Source organism: Reichenbachiella agariperforans, from assembly GCF_900142205.1.
Lineage (GTDB): Bacteria > Bacteroidota > Bacteroidia > Cytophagales > Cyclobacteriaceae > Reichenbachiella > Reichenbachiella agariperforans.
Genome location: NZ_FRAA01000003.1, coordinates 1 through 25407 on the forward strand (window position 1 = coordinate 1; position 25407 = coordinate 25407).

Annotated in this window: 22 protein-coding genes; 3 read left to right on the plus strand and 19 right to left on the minus strand. The window is 40.8% G+C overall.

Features of this window, described 5'->3' with window-relative positions; translation table 11 throughout:
* Window positions 1-571, plus strand: a 571-nt coding sequence (locus BUB99_RS09345) for a T9SS type A sorting domain-containing protein (protein ID WP_139280961.1), incomplete at its 5' end; no start/stop codon positions are given.
* A gap of 97 nt (window positions 572-668) precedes the next feature.
* Here BUB99_RS09345 and BUB99_RS09350 read toward each other — a convergent pair.
* From BUB99_RS09350 to BUB99_RS09395, 10 genes are all read right to left on the minus strand, one after another.
* A complete protein-coding gene (locus BUB99_RS09350; RefSeq protein WP_073121838.1) occupies window positions 669-1997 on the minus strand; it encodes a BatD family protein in 1329 nt (442 codons plus the stop codon).
* Window positions 1981-3693 carry a VWA domain-containing protein gene (locus BUB99_RS09355; protein WP_073121840.1) on the minus strand — a complete coding sequence of 571 codons (1713 nt, stop codon included), beginning with the start codon at window positions 3691-3693 and terminating at the stop codon, window positions 1981-1983. The genes BUB99_RS09350 and BUB99_RS09355 overlap by 17 nt, the downstream gene beginning before the upstream one ends.
* Window positions 3686-4693: a VWA domain-containing protein gene (locus BUB99_RS09360; RefSeq protein WP_073121842.1), complete on the minus strand. Its 1008-nt coding sequence runs from the start codon at window positions 4691-4693 to the stop codon at window positions 3686-3688. Before BUB99_RS09360 ends, BUB99_RS09355 begins: the two co-directional genes overlap by 8 nt.
* Window positions 4683-5174, minus strand: a complete 492-nt coding sequence (locus tag BUB99_RS09365) for a DUF4381 domain-containing protein (protein WP_073121844.1) — start codon at window positions 5172-5174, stop codon at window positions 4683-4685. Before BUB99_RS09365 ends, BUB99_RS09360 begins: the two co-directional genes overlap by 11 nt.
* Complete coding sequence (locus tag BUB99_RS09370) at window positions 5171-6115, minus strand: DUF58 domain-containing protein (protein WP_073121846.1); 945 nt, start codon at window positions 6113-6115, stop codon at window positions 5171-5173. Before BUB99_RS09370 ends, BUB99_RS09365 begins: the two co-directional genes overlap by 4 nt.
* A 115-nt stretch (window positions 6116-6230) precedes the next feature.
* Window positions 6231-7196: an AAA family ATPase gene (locus BUB99_RS09375; RefSeq protein ID WP_073121848.1), complete on the minus strand. Its 966-nt coding sequence runs from the start codon at window positions 7194-7196 to the stop codon at window positions 6231-6233.
* Window positions 7197-7242: 46 nt separating this feature from the next.
* Window positions 7243-8271, minus strand: coding sequence for an HAD family hydrolase (locus BUB99_RS09380; protein ID WP_073121849.1), 1029 nt, complete (start codon window positions 8269-8271; stop codon window positions 7243-7245).
* 75 nt (window positions 8272-8346) lie between these two features.
* Complete coding sequence (locus tag BUB99_RS09385; protein ID WP_084190473.1) at window positions 8347-9897, minus strand: arylsulfatase; 1551 nt, start codon at window positions 9895-9897, stop codon at window positions 8347-8349.
* Window positions 9898-10134: 237 nt separating this feature from the next.
* On the minus strand, window positions 10135-11187 hold the full coding sequence (locus BUB99_RS09390) for a BamA/TamA family outer membrane protein (protein ID WP_073121853.1): 1053 nt from the start codon (window positions 11185-11187) through the stop codon (window positions 10135-10137).
* Window positions 11188-11449: 262 nt separating this feature from the next.
* Entirely contained in the window at window positions 11450-12154 is a 705-nt protein-coding gene (locus BUB99_RS09395; RefSeq protein ID WP_073121856.1) for a Crp/Fnr family transcriptional regulator, read from the minus strand.
* A gap of 232 nt (window positions 12155-12386) precedes the next feature.
* Here BUB99_RS09395 and BUB99_RS09400 point away from each other — a divergent pair, with 232 nt between their 5' ends.
* Entirely contained in the window at window positions 12387-12893 is a 507-nt protein-coding gene (locus BUB99_RS09400; protein WP_073121858.1) for a hypothetical protein, read from the plus strand.
* 50 nt (window positions 12894-12943) lie between these two features.
* Window positions 12944-13585 (plus strand): carbonic anhydrase, encoded by a 642-nt coding sequence (locus BUB99_RS09405; RefSeq protein WP_073121861.1) that lies wholly within the window; start codon window positions 12944-12946, stop codon window positions 13583-13585.
* 211 nt (window positions 13586-13796) lie between these two features.
* Here the strand turns inward: BUB99_RS09405 and BUB99_RS09410 are convergent, their stop codons facing one another.
* The 9 genes from BUB99_RS09410 to BUB99_RS09450 all read right to left on the minus strand — a co-directional run bounded on the left by BUB99_RS09410 (window position 13797) and on the right by BUB99_RS09450 (window position 25310).
* A complete protein-coding gene (locus tag BUB99_RS09410) occupies window positions 13797-14291 on the minus strand; it encodes a VOC family protein (protein WP_073121865.1) in 495 nt (164 codons plus the stop codon).
* Window positions 14292-14368: 77 nt separating this feature from the next.
* A complete protein-coding gene (locus BUB99_RS09415; RefSeq protein ID WP_073121867.1) occupies window positions 14369-15184 on the minus strand; it encodes an AraC family transcriptional regulator in 816 nt (271 codons plus the stop codon).
* Window positions 15185-15941: 757 nt separating this feature from the next.
* Window positions 15942-17573: a type I restriction-modification system subunit M gene (locus BUB99_RS09420; RefSeq protein WP_073121871.1), complete on the minus strand. Its 1632-nt coding sequence runs from the start codon at window positions 17571-17573 to the stop codon at window positions 15942-15944.
* Window positions 17574-17761: 188 nt separating this feature from the next.
* The gene (gene tnpA, locus BUB99_RS09425) at window positions 17762-18223 is read right to left on the minus strand and encodes an IS200/IS605 family transposase (protein WP_073121873.1); all 462 of its coding nucleotides are present in this window, start codon (window positions 18221-18223) and stop codon (window positions 17762-17764) included.
* 193 nt (window positions 18224-18416) lie between these two features.
* Window positions 18417-19682 (minus strand): restriction endonuclease subunit S, encoded by a 1266-nt coding sequence (locus BUB99_RS09430; RefSeq protein ID WP_073121875.1) that lies wholly within the window; start codon window positions 19680-19682, stop codon window positions 18417-18419.
* Between the two features lie 21 nt (window positions 19683-19703).
* A complete protein-coding gene (locus BUB99_RS09435) occupies window positions 19704-20159 on the minus strand; it encodes a GxxExxY protein (protein ID WP_073121877.1) in 456 nt (151 codons plus the stop codon).
* 108 nt (window positions 20160-20267) lie between these two features.
* Window positions 20268-23234: a type I restriction endonuclease subunit R gene (locus tag BUB99_RS09440; protein WP_073121879.1), complete on the minus strand. Its 2967-nt coding sequence runs from the start codon at window positions 23232-23234 to the stop codon at window positions 20268-20270.
* A complete protein-coding gene (locus BUB99_RS09445; protein ID WP_073121882.1) occupies window positions 23227-23424 on the minus strand; it encodes a helix-turn-helix domain-containing protein in 198 nt (65 codons plus the stop codon). Before BUB99_RS09445 ends, BUB99_RS09440 begins: the two co-directional genes overlap by 8 nt.
* 596 nt (window positions 23425-24020) lie before the next feature.
* Window positions 24021-25310, minus strand: a complete 1290-nt coding sequence (locus tag BUB99_RS09450; RefSeq protein WP_245816821.1) for a BamA/TamA family outer membrane protein — start codon at window positions 25308-25310, stop codon at window positions 24021-24023.
* Between the last annotated feature and the right edge of the window lie 97 nt (window positions 25311-25407).

The window sequence follows — 25407 nt, forward strand, 5'->3', positions numbered from 1 at the left end:
TTTCCCGATCACGGCTTCTACGACTGTGACTTGGACATTTTCTGACGACTCTGGTAACCTGACGACTCAAACGCAAGAAGTAGTCATCTCTGACACCACTGCTCCTGTAGCTGATGCGACCACTTTGACTACTGTCAATGGGGAGTGCTCAATAACTGCAGCTGACTTGACGGTGCCTACAGCTACTGACAATTGCTCAGGTGCTATCAACGCAACCACCGATGTGACTTTCCCGATCACGGCTTCTACAACTGTGACTTGGACATTTACTGATGAATCAGGTAACAGTCATACTCAGACACAAGAAGTCGTGGTTACTGAATGTAATACTTTGGCAGTGACAGATGAGACGATAGAGTTAGTGGTTTACCCTAACCCCGTAACTACTAGCTTTAGCATATCTGAGAAAAACATTAGAGAGTTGACAGTTCTAGATGTTAGCGGTCATATTTTGAAGTATTTCACTACATCACAAAACAAATATGATATAAGTGAATTACCACAAGGAGTCTACATCATCGAAATCCAAACTTCTAATGATCGACTGGTTCGTCGATTGATCAAACAATAAATAACACAACAACAAAGTAAAAAAGGCAGACTCCATTGGGGTCTGCCTTTTTTACTTTGTTTCTCCTAAAAACAACTCCTTCTAGTATTCTCCTAAACTATGGATTGATAGAAATAGCAGTTGGTTTCTCGACTTGATATGACTTATTTCTGCGGTCGCGCGCTTCTTGCCACAACTTGAATGTCAACCTACTTTTTGGCGTCTTTTCATTCTGCCAAGTCTCCCATTCTTTATGTAAGGAAAGCGTTCCATACTGCTTTACAAAAGCACCAACGCTAGGCTCTCTTAACTCCAACTCATCTATCCAGCGATAAAGCGCCTGCATCACGCTTTGACGACTACCTCTCCTGATGCTTTTTTTCACCTGATCAAAATAATATGCTTCTGACTGAAGATAAATCGCTCGCTTGTGTTTCAAAGACCTATAGATTTTCACTAGGAGCTTGATAAAAAAGTAAGCTATCACTCCTAAAAACAGTACTACAACTGCAAATTGCTCTGGTGTCATGCCCAAAATCATCCAAGGCTGTTCTTCTTCCTCAGCGGCTACTTCTTTCTGCTGCTGAACCAGCAAGCTGTCTCGCACACTTTTGAGCACACCCAGATCAGGGTTAGGCTGTACCTCGATCGTTACTGCTTTGAGTGTCCGCTTGAACAACCGTTTCTTATAGGGATTAAAATAAGTATAGACCATCTCAGGTATGGTGACCGTCCCCTCCTTCTCGAACAGGTATCGCATACGCTCTGTTCGGGACGAGCTAATACTCGTCTTTCCTCTATTATTGTGCGTCACCGTACGATCAGGGTACATACTGACCTTAGCCGTACTATCCCAGCCTACAGGCGGAATCAACTCTGCCACCGTTCCATATACAGTTCGAGTGATTTTACGTTCGAACACCTCCCCGACCTTCACCTCATTTAACTTCCCTGACCAATGATCAGACACATACATCCCTGTAGCCACCATCCAGTCCGCCTTATCAAACCCTGGAGGAACCGGTCGCACTTTAATAATTCTTTCTTTTGTTTTTAGTCTCCGTCTCACCCCTATATAATCACCCTCCTTAGGTGTTTCTACCTCCAGCGTCAAAGAAGGAAATACAATATCCTGTTCCTCATAGGGAAAGACATGATAGATCAGCTGAATACCCGGATAGGTCGTCCCTGCATCATACATCGAAACACTCACAGGTCTGAAATAAACTGTGTAAGCACCATCTACTTGGATATTACCGAGATCTAACCCATCAGTAAACCACGTGGAAGTGTAAACTGTAATACTCACTTCCACAGGCTCTCCTACATACACCGACGAGCGGTTGAGCTGCACCTGACTCCATAGTTTTTGCGCATGTAGCCCTGTGGTGCTGATCATGCACAGCAACAACACCCCTACGATATTGCCTTTACCACTTGGTCTCATTTCCCTTCGGTTTTAGTTTATCTTTTTTTACTTGATACTCAAACTTTCTCTGGAGAAACATGGATGGGTCGTCATCCACTTTTTGCATAACGATCTTCGTCTTATTCGGCTTCTGCATTTCAATATCCTTAGGTAGCGCATCTAGTTCTTTGCCTTTGTGAACATCACTGGCTACATTTTCTTCTAGACGCTTTTTCTCCATGTCTTTTTTGGTTGCTTCCTGACCACCTCCACTCAGGTCTTCCATACTTTTGTTGCGCTCGTTTTTAGCATTGGGTTTATTGACCTCTTCAGTAGCAGTGCCTACGCTCATGTGATCTACGCCTACCAAGTGGCTAATTAGCTGCTTATTATTTCGAGCAGACGCTAAATCTGGATCTAACTCCACTGCTTTATTAAAAGCCATCAATGCCGCTATGGTGTCTCCATTTTGGAAATAAGCCAAGCCCAAATTGTATGCACCATTGGCAGTTGTATCTTGATTAAACGCCTTGACTGCTTGATCAAAATCACCCGCTTTATAGAAAGCAACTCCTTTGTGCATGGGTTCAGTATATCGATCACCTGCTAATTCATAGGCCTGTTCATCACTGAGCTTCTGCCCTTGATAGTCTTTCGAAAACCACAAATCCTCGAAAGACTCCACCTCTCCACAGGAGGAGAAACAAAGCAATAATACCGCATAGATCACCCAGCCTTTTCGAAACCAAAGCAAAGACAACAGTGCCATCGGAAATATTAACAACAGACCTGCATCTCTCCAGTCATCTTTTTTCTCCTTGGGCTGCTCGGTAAACTTCAGGTGTGCAGCGATCTTTTTACTGATCACCTCCACGTCACTGTCATCGAGCGTCAGGGCATTGACCGTTACCCCTTCCAGAGAGCCGAGCATATTCAGAGCGGGTTGATTGAGTGATGAAAAAGCTGGATGCCCTTCCTTGTCTTTCATCGTTCCTCGTCCCCATCGATTAGGAATCGTACTCCCTCCTAGCGTATTCATCACTAGAATTTCTACTTTGTTATTTGTCCTTTCTGTAAAATCCTTGAAGAGACTAAACTGAGCCTCTTCAAAGTCATCCGACAAAATCACCACTGTTCCTGGCGCATCCGTCACTGACATGATCGTATCAGCCAATGCCAAAGCAGCACCTATATCAGAGCCTAAAAACGGCATCACGGACGGCTTGAGTCCTTTGACGTGACTGTTGATGATTTTATAATCCCATGACAAGGGCACAATCGTGTGTGCAGTACCTGCGAACCCCACCAAAGCCACACGTGCTCTTGGGTTCTTGGTGAGCAAATCCTGGATCTTAAACTTAGCTCTTTCGAGGCGGTTTGGTTGTAGATCATCACCCATCATACTCTGTGACAAATCGAGTAGAATCACCATAGGCGTCTCTAATATGCGCCCAGGTAGTTTAATTTTCTTCCAAGCAGGCCCTGCCAATGCCACTACGCCCAGGCTAAGCATCAATAGCAAAGCCAAACTCATCCAAACTTTCGTTCTTTGATTCCCTTTTTGGATCACATAAGGCCTCAGATGTGGAGCGATGACGGTTTTCCACCGAACCTCCTGCGCAAAGCTAATCAGTCCGATAAGTAGTATCACCCCTACAGGCACTAGTAACCACAAAAAGATGGGTCTGAGGAAGTGAAATGCTTCCCAATCGATAGGAAATAATCCGTCAAACATAAGTCTCCTTTCGGTCTCTAAATACTTTAATCGCACTCACCAATACAGCTATCAAAGTCGATAACAAAACTATCACCAGTGCTATTCCTAGCGGATAAGGGTAAAGCCTAGTGATCGGTTTGTTTTGCGCCTCTTCGTACTCCATAGGTTCTAACTTATCCAGCTCTGTGTATATTTCTTTGAGTCGTTCTTCGTCCTTAGCAAGGAAATAATGCCCCCCTGTCATCTCTGCAATTTGCTGAAGCGTCCGCTCGTCTAGATCCGAACCTCCATGACCCGGCGTGCCAATCCCCAGTGTGTAAATCATCACCGAATCCTTGCGTGCCATATCCGCAGCATCCAATGGTAATACACCATCTCCTGCATCTATACCATCTGTCAGCAAAAGCATTACTTTACTTTTGATCGTATCATTCTCGAACATCTCGAGTCCTTTATTGATCGCCTTACCGACATGCGTCATCTGCCCTGCCATCCCTACATCGGCTTCCTCTAGCATTTGATCTACCGTCTCCAAATCTGGTGTAAAGGGTGCCTGTATATAAGCATTCGTCCCAAAAAAAACCAAACCCATACGGTCTCCTTTTCTCTTCTTTATAAAATCATGCATCACGTCCTTCACGGCATCCCATCGACGAGCTTTCTTCCCCTCTATCTTCCAGTCATCCTTAGCCATACTAAAAGAAATATCTGCAACAATGAGGAAACTACGCGAAGTTTTGATTTTCATCTCTGGCTGACCGACCAACTGAGGATTGACCATCGCTGCAACCAACAGACACCAAATCATCATCAAGATCAGCCAACTAAAAAAACCTCTCCGCTTAACAAAAGCAGACTTCCGTGGCTTTTGCCCTGTATATTCTACTGCTTTGTGATAAGTAGGCAACAATAACGCGGCACTGCGCATATGAAGCGATGGCAGTATCCAGTACACCAACAGCGGCAAAGGAAGTGCAGTCAGTGCCCACGGAAATGCGATATGGAAATTATCTGGCATGAGTCCGTATCCATTTTTTCACGTTGGACATAATATCTTGTTGTGTAGCGTCTGTCATAGATTGATCCGCATATAGCACGTCATAAATCCCCTCTTCGTAGCGAAGTAACTCTACTCCTTTGGCACTCTTTTCTAAAAACTCCAACCATTCACGACCATGTAGTGTTGCCACTTCCTCACGACCAAACACCTGTATGGCTACTCGTTTGATAATCAAAAAGCTTGACAACAAAGGAGCTTCTTGCAGTGCCTCCATTTCCTGTATAGCCTCTCGACGATAGCGATTCCGCACATACTTACGGATTTGAAAAAAGATCAAAATCAGTAACATCATCACTATAAGCACTGCCAAAATACTCCAACCTACAGTCTCAAAAGCAAATGGTATTGGCGGTGGCTCGTACAATCCTTGCAGGGCAACATCTCGCACATCATTGGCTGTTTGAACACTATCTGCGATATCTTGATTTTGTAATATCATTTCTTCCTACCTGCAAAAACGTCTTTCAATTGCTCCTCTATACTGTCTACCGTATTGATCGAAAAAACTGGAATTCTGTGCTTTTTCATTTGGGACTGAAACTGTTGGTAATCCTCCTCAAACCCCGTCTCAAAATGATCACGCAAAGCCTTGCGCCTACCATCTACAGTTACCTGTGTTTTGCGATCTCCCGCGACAAACTTTGCCACTGGAATTTTACGCTCCATAGGATCAGTGACTTTAGCTAAAATCACATCGTTGTGCTGGGCAATCTGGGAAATAAAACGAACCACACCAGCATCATAGTGATTAAAATCACTAATCACCACCACTAGATAATCATGTGTGACAATGTTTCGAATCTTTACCATGGCATCTTTGAGTATGTCTTCTCTAGACTCCACCACAGAATCCTTGAGCCCTTGATTCCTCATCACGATTTTCTCCAGAAAGCGCAAGATATTTCTCCGGTCACGCTTGGGCTGGATGATATCTACTCCATCGTCGGCGATAACGACACCTCCCACACGATCACCTTGCTTCAGTACCCGAAAGGCTGAAACAGCGGCCAACTCAGCAGCTACGACAGACTTGGTACGCTTTTGTGAACCAAAAAACATAGACTTAGACTGATCCACCACGATAAGGGCTGGTTTTTCTTTTTCCTCGCTAAAAACTCTTGTGTGTGTGACCTTGGTTCTGGCCGTTACTTTCCAATCGATATTTCGAATGTCATCTCCTTTAACATAGTTTCTAACCTCCTCAAAATCTAACCCACGCCCACGAAGTTTAGAAGCATGCTTACCTCCTAACACACTTTTCACCTTTTGCCTGTTAGACAGCAAGCTCATCACCTGAGCAAACCGCTCCATCGTCAACAACTCTCGCAACGAGATGAATACGTTTTGGGGGTAGTCGATATGTGGGTTTTGTTTAGTCATTTGTAGAAACTGATCTGATCGAAAGGAGAGGTCTAATATGTGAAAGCATACATGCAGTTGTCGCTTTGATTCCTCCTATCGTCGGAATGACAAACATATATGTAGTCAATATACATCACCCCACCACAGCGACTTGTTTCAAAATCTCATCTAGGACTTGATCAGCGGTGATACCATCAGCATTGGCTTCATAGCTGAGGATCAGACGGTGGCGTAGGCAGTCATGTACCACTGCACGGATATCATCTGGCGTCACCGCGGTTCGTCCATGCATCCAAGCATGTGCACGAGCAGATCTATCCAGTCCTATCGTACCGCGAGGACTAGCACCATAATCAATCCATGACCTCAGCGTCTCATTATACTTTTCGGGAAAGCGTGTCGCGGAAATCAAATCCACAATATACTTCTCCATGCTTTCAGAAATCTTCACTTCAGCGATTTCCTTTCGCGCAGCAAAAATCACCTCCGGGGATAAACGAACCTTTTCAGTCTCACTGCTTTTGACATGCTCTGATCGGTTGAGTCGCATAATGGCCAATTCGGCATCATCGTCTGGGTAGCTAATCACCACGTGCATCAGAAAACGATCCATCTGTGCCTCAGGCAAAGGATATGTTCCTTCCTGCTCCACTGGATTTTGAGTTGCCATCACCATGAATAATGGTTCCATGGGGTAGGTCTTTCCCGCCACTGAGACTTGACGTTCTTCCATGGCCTCTAGCAGCGCCGATTGCACCTTGGCAGGTGAGCGATTGATTTCATCTGCTAGAATCAAATTACTAAATATAGGTCCTTCTTGAAAGATGAATTTCTCCGCTGCATCTGGCTGATAAATCTCTGTCCCTGTCACATCTGAAGGGAGTAAGTCAGGGGTGAATTGTATCCTGCTCAATCCACAATCTAATTCCTTAGCAAGCGTTTTAATTGCACGAGTCTTTGCCAGTCCTGGCAATCCCTCTAACAGCATATTACCATCAGCAAGTAGTACTAGAATGATACGCTCAATCAATTGATCTTGACCAATGATAGAGGTTGACATTCGCTTCTCCAGTTCTTGTATTGATTCTAATGCAGTCATAGTTTATATATTTTCCCCTCCGATTTTCTATAGAGGATAACAACAATTACTTCATCTCGAACGGGTAAATCACTTTCCAGTCCTCTTTCATGCTGGCTATAGTCCACCCCTTGTCAAGTGCCTCATCTAACCCCTTGTCGAACTGACCGATGTGTGATGATCTATCATAGGCCCATTCGCGTACCGAATCAGTATGGTGTATGTATAATTTCATGGTTTTACCTCCACGAGAATCTGTCCACTGAAGCATTTGTAAATCTCCATCCGAGTTGCCAGCAGCGAAAATTGGTTTTCTCCCGATAAAACGATTAATTGCTACAGGCTTACCCGCTTTATCATCGATGAAATCAAGCTCGGGTAATCGTATGATTTGTGCCTTACCCTCTTTGATCTCGAATTTTGTTTTGATGGTACTTCCTACAATTTGATCTTTAGGAATACCATAGACTACCTCTGCCCAAGGACGCATAAATTCAATACCTCCCCCAGACACTATAAAGGTCTTAAAATCATTGGCTCTTAGATAAGCTAAAAGCTCTAACATGGGCTGAAACACAAGTTCTTTATAAGGTTTGTCGAACCTGGGATGCTTGGCTGTCGCTACCCAATCAGAAACAATCGTCTCAAATTCGTCTGTAGTCATGCCCGTGTGTGTCGCCAGTACGAGTTCCAAGAGTCCTTTTTCTCCAGAGGCCATAAGGGCTTTCATATCTCCTTCTAAAATAGCTTGATAGGGTTGTTGTTTTTTCCATTCAGGATGGTCGGATGCCATTGCTTTGATGCGATCAATCGCAAAAAAGAGCTGAAAGTAAGCAGGCTGCTCGCTCCACAGCGTACCATCATTGTCAAAGACTGCTATTCTATCCTCCACAGATACAAAATCTGTACTGGTACTGTCAGTCACTGCTTTTACGAATGTTAAAATCGCGTCTTTGTTAATCCCGTCATTCCAAGAAGGAAGCGGATCACTGACTACCCTTTCTTCTGGCGAAGCGGTAGTTTTTTTTTGTTCTTGGCACGAAGCAAAAATTGCCAAGATAAGAACAAGAATTAAGCTTGATCGGAATATTTTCATAGGATGGGATCGATAATATTTCAGCCCGAAACACTATGTTTCGGGCTGAAATAAATAAGGTTAATCTTACAGTCTTTAGTTATTCGCAGGAGTATTCAACTTCTCCATCACCTTGTCTAAACTAAAGCTTGCTGCTTTCATCCTTGGTGGGTAGTCTTTGAAAGTCATCAGGAAGTCTCCTACTACCTTTTGCGCTGGCACTAACAAGAATGCATGATCCAATAACCAATCATAATAAGTGTTAGACGTTATCGTAGCAAACTCGTAAGGATCTCGTCTTAAATTATAAATCATAGGTAATCTTAGAGGAATAAATGGCTCTGCCCAAACTTGCAAAGTCCCTGGGGAACGTTGCTCCATAAAGATCAATTTCCAATCTTCATATCTTAATGCTGTCAAATCACCATCATCGGAGAAATAGAATAGTTCCTTTCTCGGCCCTTTATCTACACTTTCCTTAAAATAAGGAACAAAACTATAGCCATCTAGGTGCACTTTGAAATTTCTTCCATTAGCTGAATACCCCTTAAGTAATTTTTTAGGAACATCCTTTTGACCAGCTGCTTCTAAGAAAGTGGGCATCCAATCCATTCCTGACATGATTTCATTACATATAGATCCAGGCTTGACTGTTCCAGGCCATCTGACCATAGCAGGCACTCTCCAACCGCCTTCCCAGTTGGTATTTTTCTCCCCTCTAAATGGGTTGAGCCCAGCATCTGGCCAAGTGTTTTTATGGGGTCCATTATCTGTCGAGTACATCACGATCGTGTTGTCAGTTATCTTAAGTTCATCGAGTAAGTCTAAGAATTTACCCACGTGCATGTCATGCTCTACCATACCATCACCGTATTCGTTCTGTCCAGAAATCCCTCTTAGTTCATCCTTTACGTGTGTTCTGAAGTGCATTCTGGTGCCATTCCACCATACAAAGAAGGGTTTGTCAGCCTTGACTGCATCTCTGATAAATTTGATGGCTGCCTCAGAAGACTCATCATCGATGGTCTCCATTCTTTTTTTGGTCAAAGGTCCTGTGTCTTTGATATCTCCATCTGCAGTTGAATGGATAACCCCTCTAGGCCCAAAATTCTTCCTGAAATCAGGGTACTCCTTAGGATCTGGATAATCTGGCAATTCGGGTTCTTCTTCAGCATTGAGATGATACAGGTTACCATAGAACTCATCAAAACCATGGTTAGTTGGCAAGTGTTCGTCTCTATCTCCTAGGTGATTTTTACCAAACTGACCAGTCACATATCCAGCAGGCTTAAGTAATTCTGCAATTGTAGGGTCTTTCTCAGAAATCCCTTCTTTGGCTCCAGGCATTCCCACTTTACTCAACCCTGTTCGGAATACGCTTTGGCCAAGAATAAATGAAGAACGCCCCGCAGTACATGACTGTTCTGCATAGTAGTCTGTAAAAATCATTCCTTCTTTGGCAATTCGATCTATATTAGGTGTGGTATAACCTACTACACCCATCGTATAGGCACTAATATTTGATTGACCTATATCGTCTCCCCATATCACAAGGATATTCGGTTTCTTCTTTTGTGCCATTGCCAACATAGGCAACATGAGCACTAAAGAAAATGCAGTATTAAAAAATACAGTCCTTTTTTTCATAGTTAAATTGATTAAATGTTATTCGAATAATACATGTTACAATAGTCTTCTAATTGATATCTCTCACCTGCTAAATTAAATTTACCAAAACTTTCTCATTCTTAAAGCCTTGTATTTTCATTTCGAACCAAAAAAGAAATCTAAATCCATATCATAACATGTTGACACATTGCATATATGATTTCTCAAATGGAGAACAATACCAAACTTTTTCTGATTCACTTTATTGGCTTCTTTTTACCTTCCAAATGTTTCTCCTATTCTAAAAGCTAAACTCCAATCATCTCGCCCGACTCCTACATCGAGCCCGATGTTAATTTTTTCTGAAGGGATCATTCTATACCTCACTCCTGCTCCTACACTAGGGAGCAATGGCCCATCCGATACCTCACTCATCTGATCGACTGCTGTTCCTACACCTAGAAAACCAATCATGGCAAAACGTTTGTAAATATGCTGACGAAGTTCTGCTTGAATCGCATACACTTGAGCCCCTCGAAACTTTCCCTGCGAATATCCTCTCAGGTCATCTCTCCCGATAAAATTCTCCCCTTGGAAAGGCACATCTCCATCAGCTATGTTGGCATAGATACGGGATACCAATATGGTGTTGCTATTCTTCTTGATGTCCCAAAAATTATTGATAGCCAATTCGTATTGGTTGTAGTCACTGCTCGCTCCCAACCCTTCTCTGATAAAAGAGTTCTTGAACTGTATAAAATATCCCTTGGTTGGATAATTGACATTGTCACGACTATCGTAAAGTAGGCTGTAGCCCAAACTCATCATCCTAGCACTCTTAGACGGTAGCTCACCTGTAATGGGGTTCTCTATATCATATACGGTGTTGGCCCACTGGGCATTGAGCAGCGCTCCTGTGTAAAGGTTAGGCAATACTCGCCGTTTCGCATCTAGAACTGCAAACTGGGTATTGGTGGTAAAATCGACCCAAACACCTCCGTCATGCACCTCTCCAATCGAGGGGGGCAAATTGGGTAAACCTTGAAAGTACTGAAAGAAAATCTCCCCTGTCCCTCCTATCAATTTCAGCCTCCATCTATCCTCTCTCAAATAGAGCTGCTGTACGACCAAGGCCATGTAGGTATTACTAGTGGAATACATCCCCATGAGCATGGTAGATGAAGAAGGTGAAATAGTATCTTTAGGAGCAACCTTATAATACATAGAGCCCATCACCCCCAGCATAAAACCAAAAGACCTGTTGTAATTGGGCATCGGAATCGCTGCAAAAGTCACTTTCTTAGTAGAGTCCTTGGGGGATCGTTGCATTTGAGCATAAGACGGAATGCTCACCAACACAGTCAAACTCAACAAAAAACCACACGCTAAACAAACATATCTAGAGAATCTATAAGTAGTTGCGGTCGAGGGCATTTAGACAGGAGAAAAGGTTAGTTAGTTTAGAGTAAATATAAACGTATTGTAATAGATCATGCATAAGTAGAGACAATAAACTACATACCTTCTCACCAGAAATAATCACCTTGACCTCTTTATAACCGATATACAGCAGGTTATGAAGAACCCGTGACTAGCTGTCAATCAATCTTCTATTAACACTTAACGGCATTTCCACTTTAGAAATGATCTTATCCATGTCCACCAAAAATATTTTCTTATCGCGTATTTCGATCAAGCCATCATCCTTAAACTCCTTCAAAGTCCTACCCACGCTTTCTCTAGTCGCTCCAATCAAGTTCGATAGATCCTGTCTAGAAAGCTTTATGCCCATACTATCATACCTATTGTTCAGTATCAATAGGAACAGAGCTAACCTAGGTGTTTGCGCTTTCTGCGCTAATACCGCTATGGTATTGGCGAGTACCCCAAACTCGTGCGCCATATTCTTTATGACAGCCGCTTTAAGGGATGGAATCGTTTCCATCAACTCCATGAAATTGTCTTTACTAATGAACTCGGTCGTTATGGACTCTAGGGCTTCACAGGAATCTTGGTACCGCTCATCGGAGAGCAATGCATGATAGCCCAATAAATCCCCCTCTTTGTATATATAGAATATCTGCTCTTGATCCCCCACTACCTTCTTGTACTTCTTGACCGTGCCTTTCGTTATATAAAAAATACCCGTTGGTATCCCATCTTCATAAAACAGTCTATCTCCTCTTTTGAACGTCATTGGTTCAAAGCAACTCATCACCTTCCTTTTATCGGGTTCTGATAACTCTTGAAGCAAGAAATTACTCATAAAATCAAACTTTCTATATAATCTATTCATAGGAGATGTTTCTTAGAAAGAACAAACAAACGAAATAAGTACTAATGATAAAAATAAAGTACCAAGCAAGTGTGTGATATATATTACTATATTTGTGACATATATCACATTGATACATTTAATACATTAGTCCCATATAGCGGTACCCGACTCTACAAGAGCTAACCAATATCACTCTAACAAGACAATCGTTGACTGCACTTAAAAGCAAAAAACTACAGCCCCTGACACAATGAGTTCAATCAAAAAATCGAAACCCCTCTTTGTAGTATGCCCCGAATGTCATTTAGAACATAAATTACAAGCCAAATACGGCGATGACATTGTCTTTATTAGTGCGTTAGGAGGTCTATATCAGTTCGAATCATTTGATGAATATGAAGAGGTGTCTCAATTGATCTCTAACCAAAATATAAACCGCATTTATATCGTAAACTCCCATCACTGCTCATTCTTCCAAAATGTCATTGTTGGGAAAAAACTCAAAGCCACCTACGCCGAAGACACTCTCAACAACCTGTATTTTGAAAACATCGAAGCGCTAATACCTCTCAACAGGATCAGCGAAAAAATCCGTCTACTGTCTAGCCTTTTCCTTAAATCTCAAGGCCAAAAGTTTTTGGATAGTCCTCTCTTAGGTGATCGGATTGAATCTGGTGAATTGGAGTGTATCGGACTATTCATTGACCATGAGTATACATTCAATGAAGTCCCTATATATGGAACCACCACTATTTAGCAAAACCTAAATTCCGCACTGAAATCGTACTACACCAAAACACTACTACAATGAAAACTTCATATGACAAACTGATCAAAGGAAACGAAGAATGGGTACAAGAGAAACTATCACTCGATCCTAATTATTTTGTACAGTTGGCGAAGGGACAAGAGCCGAATTTTCTATGGATTGGGTGCTCGGACAGCCGAGTTCCGGCTAATGAAATAACCAAAACTCAATCAGGTGAGATATTCGTACACCGCAACATCGCCAACCAAGTCATACACTCTGACACCAATATGCTGAGTGTATTGCAGTATGCGATCGAATACTTGCATGTCAAACATGTCATTGTATGTGGACACTATGGGTGCGGTGGGGTCAAGGCTGCTATGAGCAACTCCTATGTCGGGCTCGTGGGTAGATGGCTGGCTTATCTCAAAGACATCTACCAAAACAACAAGTCCACACTCGACAGCCTCTCAACTGAAGAAGAACGTGAAAACAAAATGGTCGAGCTCAATGTCATCGAACAGGTGCACAACCTGGCCAAAACGTCGTTTGTCCAAAAAGCATGGATGAAACGAGAACTAGAAATACATGGATGGGTCTATTCGCTCAATGACGGAAAAATAATAGATCTCAACTGCAAATACGCAAGTATCGACCAGCTGGAGCCTATCTATCGCTTTAGTGGGCTGAGTAAATGATAACGTTTTAGATACAGGTAACCTGTCTCTTGGTAATTACAATGGTTGTAATCTCTAAACAAGTCTATCCCTTGTCCGTTCCGTGGCCTGTATGCCACGGAACGGTTATCGTACGGATTTTTTCAGAAATCAAGTAACTCATCAATCCAGTACTGTCTCTGGCATTGTTATACAAGTGCTCCTCATATTACATGAGTTCTTTTTTCCACGTTTAGTTTGGGGAATGCAGACCAATTTTATTCCCTTCCGAATCGAGAAATATTGCGTAATATCCGCTTTCATCTGCGTGAGGTGATTTTGGAACAATTATTTTTCCGTCATTTTCTTCGACCTTATCAAGAATTATTTGAAGATTATCTCCTCCATTTAGATATATGGTCACTCCATCCGCAGAGGGTTTATAACCTTCTGCTTTCATAATAACTCCCGTTATCATTTGCCCTTCGTATGGGAATATTCCCATTTGCATTTCTGGGAATTCCATTTTTTCAATCTTAAGGTCTAAAATTGCCTGATAAAAATCGACTGCTCTTGAAATATCTGTAGCTGGAATTTCAAAAATGGAAATAAAACTTTTCATATCGCTCGTTTTTTGTGCTTCCTTTGAATCTGTTTGTTGGTTCTCGGTACTGGATTTGCCTTGACCTTTACAAGCTATAATGCAAAAGGAAAGTATAACCGCACTACAAAGTATTCTCTTTTTCATATTTGATTTTTTTAAGTTCTCGGTACAAATATGAATTATTTGAAAAGTCTAAAATTGTAAAAATGCGACACGTGGTTTTACTTGTAGAAGAGTGTTGAAAGAGCCATATTTTCGTTAGCTAAAAACTCCTTCGGGTTGACACCTGTAAACTCCTTAAAATCTTTTATAAAATGTGCTTGGTCGAAATATTCACTTTCGTATGCAATGTTGATTAGGTTATCCTTTTTTTTGTTTAGCAACATTTTTAAAGCGGTTTGAAGTCGAATTACTTTACCTAATTGTTTTGGGCTGACACCAATTTGCTTTTTAAAATTTCTTTCGAGTTGTCTTCTTTTGGATAAATCTTCTTTAAGAATGGTGGTGATTGATTCAGTTCCATTTGATGATAAAAGAGCCTCAACGGTTTGTTTTACGATATTATCAATGGTGATTTTGTCACTTAACTTTTCTAAAAGAAAGTTTTCTATAATTTCAATTCGTTGTTCGATGTCCGTTGCTTGAATTATTTTTTGTTCCAATTCTTTGGCGGTGTTTGCTCCGAACAGTAATTCTATAGGTGTTTCTTTATTTGCCAAATCTTTAATTGGCATTGTAACGAAATTTGCAAACCCATAAGGGTAAAACCTAATTGCAAATGTATTTACGTAACCTGTTGGTTCGATATAAAATGGTTCAATAGTTTGTCCTAGTACCATTGCACGCGGTTGCAGTATAAATTCATCTTTCGATGTATAACGCTTAATATCGTCTCCGAGAATAAATGCCATTTCTATACAACCATCAGGTATAATCCGCTGTCTTTCCGAATCGTTATCCGCAGGAACTTCTAAAGTCCAATAACAACTTACAAGAGATGCTAAATCTGAATGTGGTCGAAATGTTTGATAGTTCATTGATTAATTGATGCTTTTTTGAATGAAGTCCTATGCATATAATGAAGGCTGACTGGAGAAAGTGTGGAGGCTTAATTTCATTTGGGTTGTTTTAGAAGTTTTCGTTGAGTCTGAGGAAGAGACCTGAAGTCCCGTAGTTGGCCCAGACATAATCTATACCGATGTTGGTATGGAATTTTGAGGTGTACTTTTTACGCGTCATATCAATAAATTCAATCGCCATTTCTGAACTAAACTCACTATCCCATTTTTTGGGCTATCATCACTATGAAAAGTGAGGGGTTGAGTGGTCTTTTCGATGGGTATTATGGACCATAAATGGGCGTATCATAGATGTTTTAATAATTGTACTATTCAAAGTTAAAAAAACCACTTGTCTTTCCACCCTCAACCACGTGTGTTTCGAGCGCCAAAGACCTGTGTTCGGACGGTCAAACACGTGTGTTCCGAGCCTCAATCACCTGTGTTCGGAGCTACATGAACATGTGGCCTAAAAAACCCTGCTCTATTCGACTGAAACGCACTATTTGAAAATACCTTTGAATGTATACGATAACCATTCGGCATCAAACGCTAGTCAGTGACATTGTACTATTCTAACATTCAGTCATTTGCTATTTTCTTTTAGTAGCAGAAAGTTTCGGTTTACCACCGTGCGATGGGCAGACATACGCTACCGGCAAGTTTTGGTTTGCGGGTTTGCCTTGCGCGACTTAGCAATGTGTATGGCTGAGAAGGGCGGGTTGTGTCATTTTGATTAGATCGTTTTCAACCCCAACTCCTTCAAAAACTTATTATGTTCCTTTGTCTTGGCCTCAATAGTTTCATTGATGTTTGTAAGTTTCTTATTCACCTCCTTAAGATCAATCTGTATTTCATCCTCTGATGTACTTACATATCTTGAAATGTTCAGGTTGTAACTGTTCTTTTCTATTTCATCCATCGAGACTTTACGCGAATAGCGTTCTGCCTCTTTTCTGTATTTGTAGGTCTCGACAATGCTTTGAATGTCATTCGGTTCATCATCTTCTCCTTCACGCAAACGATTCAAGCGTCCATCCTTTTCAAAATGCTCACTGGCATTGATGAACAGCACATCGTCTTCTTTTTTACATTTCTTTAAAACCAGAATGCAAACTGGAATTCCTGTTGAATAGAATAAATTAGCAGGTAAACCAATAACTGTGTCAATGTTATTGCCTTTCAAAAGTTTGGTTCGAATGCGTTCTTCTGCTCCTCCACGGAATAAAACACCATGAGGCAAAATGATCGCCATTGTACCTGCTTGACTTAGGAAATGAAAACCGTGTAATAGAAAAGAAAAATCGGCCGCTGACTTGGGTGCTAAACCATAGCTTTTGAAGCGGAAATCCTCCGCCATTGTATCGTTGGGTTCCCAACGCAAACTAAAAGGTGGATTGGCTACAATGGCATCAAATTCTGTTTTCTTGGATGGATTCATCTCGTTTAAGATGTTCCATTGGTTTTTTAAGGTATCCCCATGATAGATTTCAAATTCCGTGTCCTTCATGCCATGTAAAAGCATGTTCATTCTTGCCAAGTTGTAGGTAGTGATGTTGTTCTCTTGTCCGTAAATTTTACCTACTGTACCGCCATTGTCTTTGATCCGCTTTCTTACGTTCAGCAATAAGGAACCTGAGCCGCAGGCAAAATCCAATACTTTATCCAACTTGCTTTTCTTGCCGGTTGAGGGGTCTTGACTGTCTAAGGTGACAATCTCAGAAAGGATGGTTGAGATTTGTTGTGGCGTATAAAACTCGCCTGCTTTTTTTCCCGAACCTGCTGCAAACTGACCAATCAAATATTCATAGGCATCTCCAAGTGTATCGGTATCGGTTGAGAAATCTGCAATGCCTTCTGCAATCTTTTGTATGATGTTGCAAAGCTTTTTGTTCCGTTCTACAGGTGTTTTCCCTAGCTTTTCAGAGTTCAAGTTAATTTCTGAAAATAGCCCTTGAAAGGAGTTGTCGAAGGATTCATTTTCGATATAGCGGAAACCTTCTTCCAACGTGACCAATAACTCGCCATTTTGGGTACGAGCCAATTCTGAAATGTTGCTCCATAGATGGTCTGGTTTGATCACATAATGCACCTTTCTGCGCATTTGCTTTTCAAACTCAAGTACATCTTCTTCGTTAGAAGCATACCAAATACCAAGAGGCGTGCGACCATCATCTTCTGCTACTTTTGGGTAATCAGATCCCAATTCCTTTTTGGCAGATTCTTCGTAATTGTGTGATAGGTAGCGTAAAAACAAAAACGACAGCATGTAATCACGGAAATCATCCGCATTCATAGCACCTCTTAAATCGTTTGCAATGCCCCACAGCGTATCGCCCAGTTTTTTATGTTGTTCTTTTTGTGTCATATTGTGTTTGATAAAATTAGCTGATGAGTTTCTAGTGAATAAGGCAATCGACAGATATAAAGTGACTTATGAACCCTCACAAACTAAGAGTGATTTTCTAATGAAATAAAAAAGGGGCATAGCCCTGTTGTCTTCATAGCCGAATGTGTACACGGAATTTATAAGGGGCGTTAGCCCTGATATCTTTTCTAATCGTACCATTCAAATACATATTTTGGGTTAAAATCAACGTCAAATTTTTCAAGCAATAACAAATACTCTTCTCGAAACGATTGTTTTTTATGGTGTTCGGGTTGGTTCAAAACATATTTTACCACCTTATCGATATGTGATTTCGAATAGGTAAATGCCCCGTATCCATCTTGCCACGAAAATTTACCGGGAATGTATTTTTTCTCATTAAGCCATTTAGAAGAACCTGATTTAACTTGCTCCATTAATTTTGAAGGTGCAATGGTTGGATGCATTCCTACAAAAATATGGGTGTGATCGGGATTGCAATAGATGGCATACGTTTTACATTTTTGGTTCGTGACAATGCCACACATTACCTTTTCCAATTCATCTCTAAACGATTCCTTGATAAGATTTTCTCGCCCTTTAACCGAGAAAACGAATTGAATGTATAGTTGTGTGTAGGTGTTTGCCATTTTTTTGATGTCAGGGCTACGCCCCTTCTATTATTGGTTATATTTTTCTACGAAGATTTTAGGGCTAACGCCCCTGTATATCAACTTTGTTAAGGGGCATAGCCCCGATATCATCGTAGAAAAAGTCATGTTTATAACAATTTAGGGGCGTTAGACCTGATATCGTTTGCTTGTTATCGATTTTTTCATTTTTCTAATCATTAATCTTTGGAAACAAACCCTGCATTAAACCTTTTTTGTGCTGCTGCAATTGCTCAATTTTCTCTGCTTGGGCTGTGATTAATTCATCCAACGCTGAAAGGCAGGAAGCGATTTTTTGTTGTTCACCGCTTTTAGTACTTGGATAACAAATAGGAATATTTTTTACAAGCTCACCGCTTAAATTATCTTGTCCACCTTGATTACTAATAGTTCGAATTTCATCATATCTGGAAGCTAAATTTTGAAACACGAAATTGACATTCATTCCTGCATTCAATTTTATAGCTGCACATGCCTGATTAATTGCTGCATCAAAACCCAGAACAGCGACTTTGCCTCGAGTTTTCCCCTGTCCATACATTGCCATTAAAATCGTACCCTTTGGAAAAATTTTAGTTGATGATTTTTTTAATCCTAATGTCGTAATGAATTCATTTGATTTTTTTATTTCATTAAAATCAATCAAAGTTGTTGAAACCCACGGGATATTACCATTCCAATACTCCATTTTTGAACGACTTGGAGTACCTCCGGAAGATATATCTGCTATTCCATCCAATATTGTGAAATTCCACTCCCCATCACCTTCAAACTCCTTAAAACGCACCTTAGGCACAGTTTCGCCTTCTTGTGGGAAAAGGTTTTGCATCAAGCCTTTTTTGTGGTCTTTGAGGGCGCCCAGCTTATCGTTGTGGGCAGCCAATAGCTCATCTAAAGAAGAAAGGCAGGAGGCGATTTTTTGTTGTTCTGGGAGATTTTTAGGAACAATACACTCAAACTCTTCTAAGTCAGAATTTTTTAAATTATTTATATTTCCGCCTCCGATTGATAAGGCAATAAATGTTTGATAAGCATCAGATTGTAAAAGGTACTTAGTGAATCTATTTTTCGGCCTCATTATAGAGCAGAAAGCACCTACCGTTATCTTCCCATCATACTCACCTTGATATTCCGCATTCTTACCTACTAAGGATTTACTACCATTTGACATACATATGACTATGTCACCATTCAGTAGTTTTAGGTCATCAGGACATTCCTTCTCAACAAAAACTAAATCTTTATCTAGAACAAGTGTGTCATTTTGAATATTACCTGACCTCAATACCAGTAAGCCTTTATTTGCAGTATCATTTTTCCCATAGGTTAAACCTCTGTAAAAAGTAGCGTATTGCTTTAATTTGATTTCCGACCATTCTCCGTCATTCACAAACTCGGGAAAACGAAATTCAGGTATTAATTTCATCTCTTTACTCATAAGCTGCTAATTGTCTGAACCTTAATTTTTTGGATTTTCTTGATTGCCTGATTTTCTTAGATGGATCAAATCATGTCCATCCTTTAATCCTTTTTTATAATGGTTCAAGACTTTGTTGTTGTGTACTCTTTTGAACTGTAATGACTTTGCTCCAAAATTGATGAGCAAGCCAATTTCTAAATTATAGGCTTCCACGTAATTCATGGCTTGCGCCAGGTGCACATCTTCGAGGTTGATAATTGCTTTTATTTCCACCATGATTTTGTCTTCTACAAAAAAGTCGACTCTACGTGTGCCTATGTCATGCCCTTTGTATTGAATGCTCATTTCATACTCTCGGCTATACGCAATATTCTTTTCTGCCATTTCAATTGCCAAGGCCCTTTGATAAATGACTTCTTGGAACCCATTGCCCAGTGTTTTATGCACTTCCATGGCTGCTCCAATTATATTATGAGTCAACTCCTTATATTCCATATTGTCAGAACCTTGTTTTTTTTGATTGGCTTGATGACTTGATTTTTCCCTTTTTGTTATCCTTAATCATGGTAATCCAATAATCCTTATTAATCATGGTTCAGACGACTATTCATAAGCTGCCAATCCACTAATTTCCCTGCCTTGCGCCAACTTCTTAAGTTGTGGTACCAGATCACTCATTAGTGCCGTTTCAGCTTTGCTTCTTTGTTTCCAACCCAGTTCCAGGGGCTCCATCAAGTCGGTGAGTTTTTCTCCGTCAAAAATCATTCGGTTCATGATCTGCTCTACAAAGGTTTTTAGGGCTGTGGTTTGCAAACCATGGTTGTTGGCAATTTTTGCCAGCTCTTTGTCGTATTTTTCTACTCTAAAGGTTTCGACCATGTTGTATATTTCTTCAACGCTATATCCCCTAGACCTGTCTAGCTGTTTTATAAAATCGGTTAAGTCTTCCTCTTCTTCCATCAGATTCGAATTGGACTTAAACAAACTGATGAGTTGTGAATCAGTCATTTTCTGTTTAGCAGGCTTTTGCTGCGTGCTGTCGGCAATCAGGCGTATGATGTAATCGTAATCAATCACCGCAGAGGCAAAGAGTACAAATTCAAAATCGAGTTGCTGAATGTCTTCGGGTGCATCTGTCCCTTCTTTTTCTTGCCTTTTCTTAAAGGCTTTTGCTGTTTCTAAATAGGAACTTTTGAATTCTTGATAGTTGTTTTTTGGCAGAATGGCTTCAATGGTATTTTTCTGCTGTTCTTCCAAATCGGTGTATTGGTCGAGTTGGGTTTTTAGGCGTTGTACTTCCTTAAAGTTTTTTACGAAAGCAATCTTAGCCGCATCTCCACGAAGGTTGTACACTTCTTGTGGTTCATTTACCAAGTTGTGTGCTGCCATAAAATCGCCCAAAGCTTCCACTGCTTTTTGGTATTGGTCAATCACCACTGGAGCAGGATCCACCATCCAAATTTCTTTGGCTTTACTTCCATCTTCACCAGAGAAGAGGGTTATAGCTTGGTTTACAGCTTCTTGTTGCGAACGGAAATCGAGGATATTACCGTGGGGTTTGGTGTTGTTTAATACCCGATTGGTTCGTGAAAACGCTTGAATTAGTCCGTGGTATTTCAGGTTTTTGTCAACATATAGCGTATTCAAGTATTTTGAATCAAAACCTGTGAGTAGCATATCTACCACGATGGTGATGTCTATCCTTTCTTCTGGTTTAAATTCCTTGCGGGTCCATTTTTGGTCTTTGATGCGTTTTTGCACATTTTGATAGTAGCTATCAAAATTGTTGATGTCGTGATTGGTGCCAAACTGTTGGTTATAATCGGCAATAATTTCTATCAGGGCTTGTTTCTTCTCTTCAGGGTTATGCTTGTTGTCTTCTTTCTCCTGCGCTAAGTCTTCCTGAATTTGCAGAATGTCTTTGTTGCCTTCTGCAGGAGGTGAAAATACGCAAGTGATATTTAAGGGCACATATTCAGGATTTTCTGCTTGCTTTTGCTTCTGTATTTCCTTGAACAAACGGTAGTATTCAATGGCATTATTGATAGAGGCAGTGGCCAACACCGCATTGAATTTGCGTTGATTGGTAGCTGCATTGTGTTTGTCGATAATCGCTTCTGCAACGGCTTGTTGCGCAATGGCTTCACCGGGTTTGGCCTGTACTTTTCCTTCTCCTTTAAAATAATCGATGCGAAACCTGAGTACGTTTTCATCATCTATGGCATGGGTGATGGTATAAGCGTGCAACTGCTTTTCAAAAATGGCGTCTGTGGTTTTTAATGTTTCTTCTTCACCTGTTATTTGTCTATAAGTAGCATTTTGCTCAAAAATGGGCGTTCCTGTAAATCCAAACAATTGTGCATTTGGGAAGAACTCTTTAATCGCTTTATGATTTTCACCAAACTGTGAACGGTGGCACTCGTCAAAAATGAAAACGATGCGTTTGTTGCTCAGCGGCTCTAAACGCTCTTTGTAGTTTTTCTTGGAGGTGCTATCTAATGCAATGCCTAATTTTTGAATGGTGGTAACAATTACTTTGTCGGCATAATCGGTAGAAAGTAATCGTCTTACCAAGGTTTCGGTATTGGTATTTTCTTCTACACTACCTTCCTGAAATTTATTGAACTCTTCACGAGTTTGTCGGTCAAGGTCTTTTCGGTCCACTACAAACAAACATTTTTCAATATCTGCATTGTCTTTTAGTAGCGTAGAGGCTTTAAATGAAGTCAGTGTTTTACCACTACCTGTGGTGTGCCAGATATAACCATTTCCACGGTTATCCTTAATACAATCAACAATCGCCTTTACTGCATATACTTGGTAAGGTCGCATCACGAGCAATTTCTGTTCGCTTTCCACCAATACCATATACTTGCTAATCATTTCACCAAGTGTGCACTTGGACAAAAATTTCTCAGCAAATAAATCCAGTCGATTAATCTTTTTATTATTCACATCTGCCAATTCATAAACAGGCAAGAATTGTTCGTCCGCATTGAATTGAAAGTGTTGGTTTTTATTGTTGGAGAAGTAAATTGTTCTTGACCCATTACTTACAATGAACAACTGCATGTAACACATCAAAGTATTTGTATAGCCATTGCCAGGATCATTTTTGTAATCCACAATTTGTTGCATGGCCTTGCGGTGAGTAACATCTAGCTTCTTCAATTCAATTTGCACAACAGGCAAGCCATTAATCAGCAAAATGATGTCGTATCGTTGATGGCTGTTTTCTGTATTGATGCGTAATTGACTAATTACTTCAAACTCATTTTTACACCAATCTTTGATGTTGACCAACGTGTAATGCAGTGGAGTCCCATCTTCTCTTTGAAAATACTGTCTTTCTCTAAGTTTTTTAGAAGCAGCAAAGACATCAGGTTCAATGATTTCTTCTCGTAAGCGTAGAAACTCGCTTTCCGATAGGCGCACACGGTTCAGTGCCTCAAACTTTTCTTTGAAATTCTGTTCAAGCGCCTTCCTGTCCGTAATATCAGAACGGTAGGTGTATTTGAGCTCTTTGAGTTGCTCAATCAGATTTTCTTCTATTTGATGTTCTTTAGTCATTCAAACCTTCTTTCAATAAATCCTTTGGATTGACATCCAATACTCTTGCTATCTCATAAAGTACTTCTAGTCTGGGCTGCTGTCTGTTCTGAACATAGGCATTGACCATATTATAGCTTTTGCCTATCTGAACACCCAACCATTTTTGACTTCTTCCTTGTTCTTCCAGAACTTCTTTTATGCGATTCATTTTCTTTTATTTCAAAAAATATAAATATAGAATGTCTGTGAGAATATTCACTATAAAATGAGATGAATTATCACACTTCACCGAGCGGTGGGAGATTTTAGCTCTTTTGGTTTTTTGGGGGAGGGGTTTGTGTGTTGGTAAAAAACAAATGTGCTAAAATGTGCGGTGGGTTTTTCTTCGTTCTCGCATGGCACACAACAACCAGATATATAACACCTTGCCACATATCCGCCTTATATCTTTTAATTTGTTTTCTTTTCAAAACATGCTTTATCTAATGAATCTGGTGTAAAGTATGCCTTGGTCGGTTCGGTAATAGAAAGTAAAATAACCCAATAGAGCCAAAGGGACAAGTCTAATCTAACCCATCTCTGTACTAAGACCTGTGATGCATAGACCGCATTTAGGGAGTAAGCCCTCCTATTCTATGACAAACCTTATAGGTCTATCGGCACAGCTGTATATAGATCTATAAGGTTTAGAGGCCTTGCTATAAAAAAGACCTTCCTTAGGGTTTCACTCCCAAAGAAGATCTGTTATCATCCCTAATAATGAAGGCTGACTTAAGAAGGTGCGGTTAATTATATTTTGGTTGTTTAGAAGTTTTCGTTGAGTCTGAGGAAGAGACCTGAGGTCCCGTAGTTGCCCCAGCCATAATCAATACCGATGTTGGTGCGGGATTTTTGACTGATGTTGAACCTAAGGCCAAGCCCATAGCCTGGCTCTATGTACTCGAACAGGTCTATGCCGTTTTCATCTCCACTGGCAGTGGTCATGTTCGCATAGGCTACTGCACCGAAGAACTTAGGGTTCTTCTTGGTTGCTATTAGATGTTTTCTAAATTCAAGTCCTGCAAAAACGAGATCATATCCTCTAAATCGTCCTTGTGCATAAGGCTCAGAAGATTTGCTGTATTGATCCCAAGCTGAAGCTGGCAAGTTCATGTAGGGCAAATTGCCAGAGGTGGTGAAGTTGCCAAAAGCCCAAACAGCCAGGATATTGTTGTTGTCATCCGTGAAATTGAAGTAGTCACGGTACTCTAACCACAGAGAGGTAGAATTCTGGTCACTACCGATGAACGCTGGATTCATTTTGAATGAAATGAGGGCATATCTCCCCGCATAGGGATTGTTGATGTTGTCACGAGTATCCAGCATCCCGTTGAGCGATAGTCCCACCAGTGTGCTTTTGTCCTGATCAAAACCTTTGGATACGTTATATGCATAATAAGGTGTAATGACCGTATCACCTGGCGCTAAACGCAGTAGTTGGTCATTGATATTATTGAACAAATCAAGGTGCAAACCAACCCCTGCATAAAACCCATTGTCGTTGACTTTGCGCAAAGCGGTTTCATAAAAACGAAAGAAGTTGAACTCCATCATATCCACTTCAGAGGTACCATCATAGCTTTTGTCATCAAACTCAAAACCATCATCGGCTAGTCTAGCGGACTGAGGACCTGTACCAATACCGTAAGTGGGCTGTGAAGAATCCAAATAGCGCCAATCCCCCATGAATACCCAATCATTCGAACTGGTAAACACCGTAGACTTCAGCGTCACAATCGTTTGTTTTTTGGTCGTAAAAGCCAAACCTAAAAGCGCGGATGACAACTTGGTATCGCTAGGTTCACCCAGAAATGAACTAACCGCTGCGCCCGCTCCATAGATGAATCCAAAAGCTGGGTTAGCGCCCAATACGGGAACAGGGGAAAAGTAGACATCACCTTTTTCAGGCACTTTGTTTTTCTTGGCTTCTTTTGCGGCTTTTTTATCCTCTTTGGTAGCGGTGGTGTCCTGCGCTACTAGCGAAAAGGACAACAAGACCAATAGGATCATACTCAGAGATTTAATACGCCGAGTGTTCATTAAGTTTAGTTTCATACAGGTGAGTTTAATGGTAACGGTGGCTTATTAAACACCAATTAAAGATAATCATTCCAAACCTAAAGACTAACCAATCCCTATCTATCTACACGCA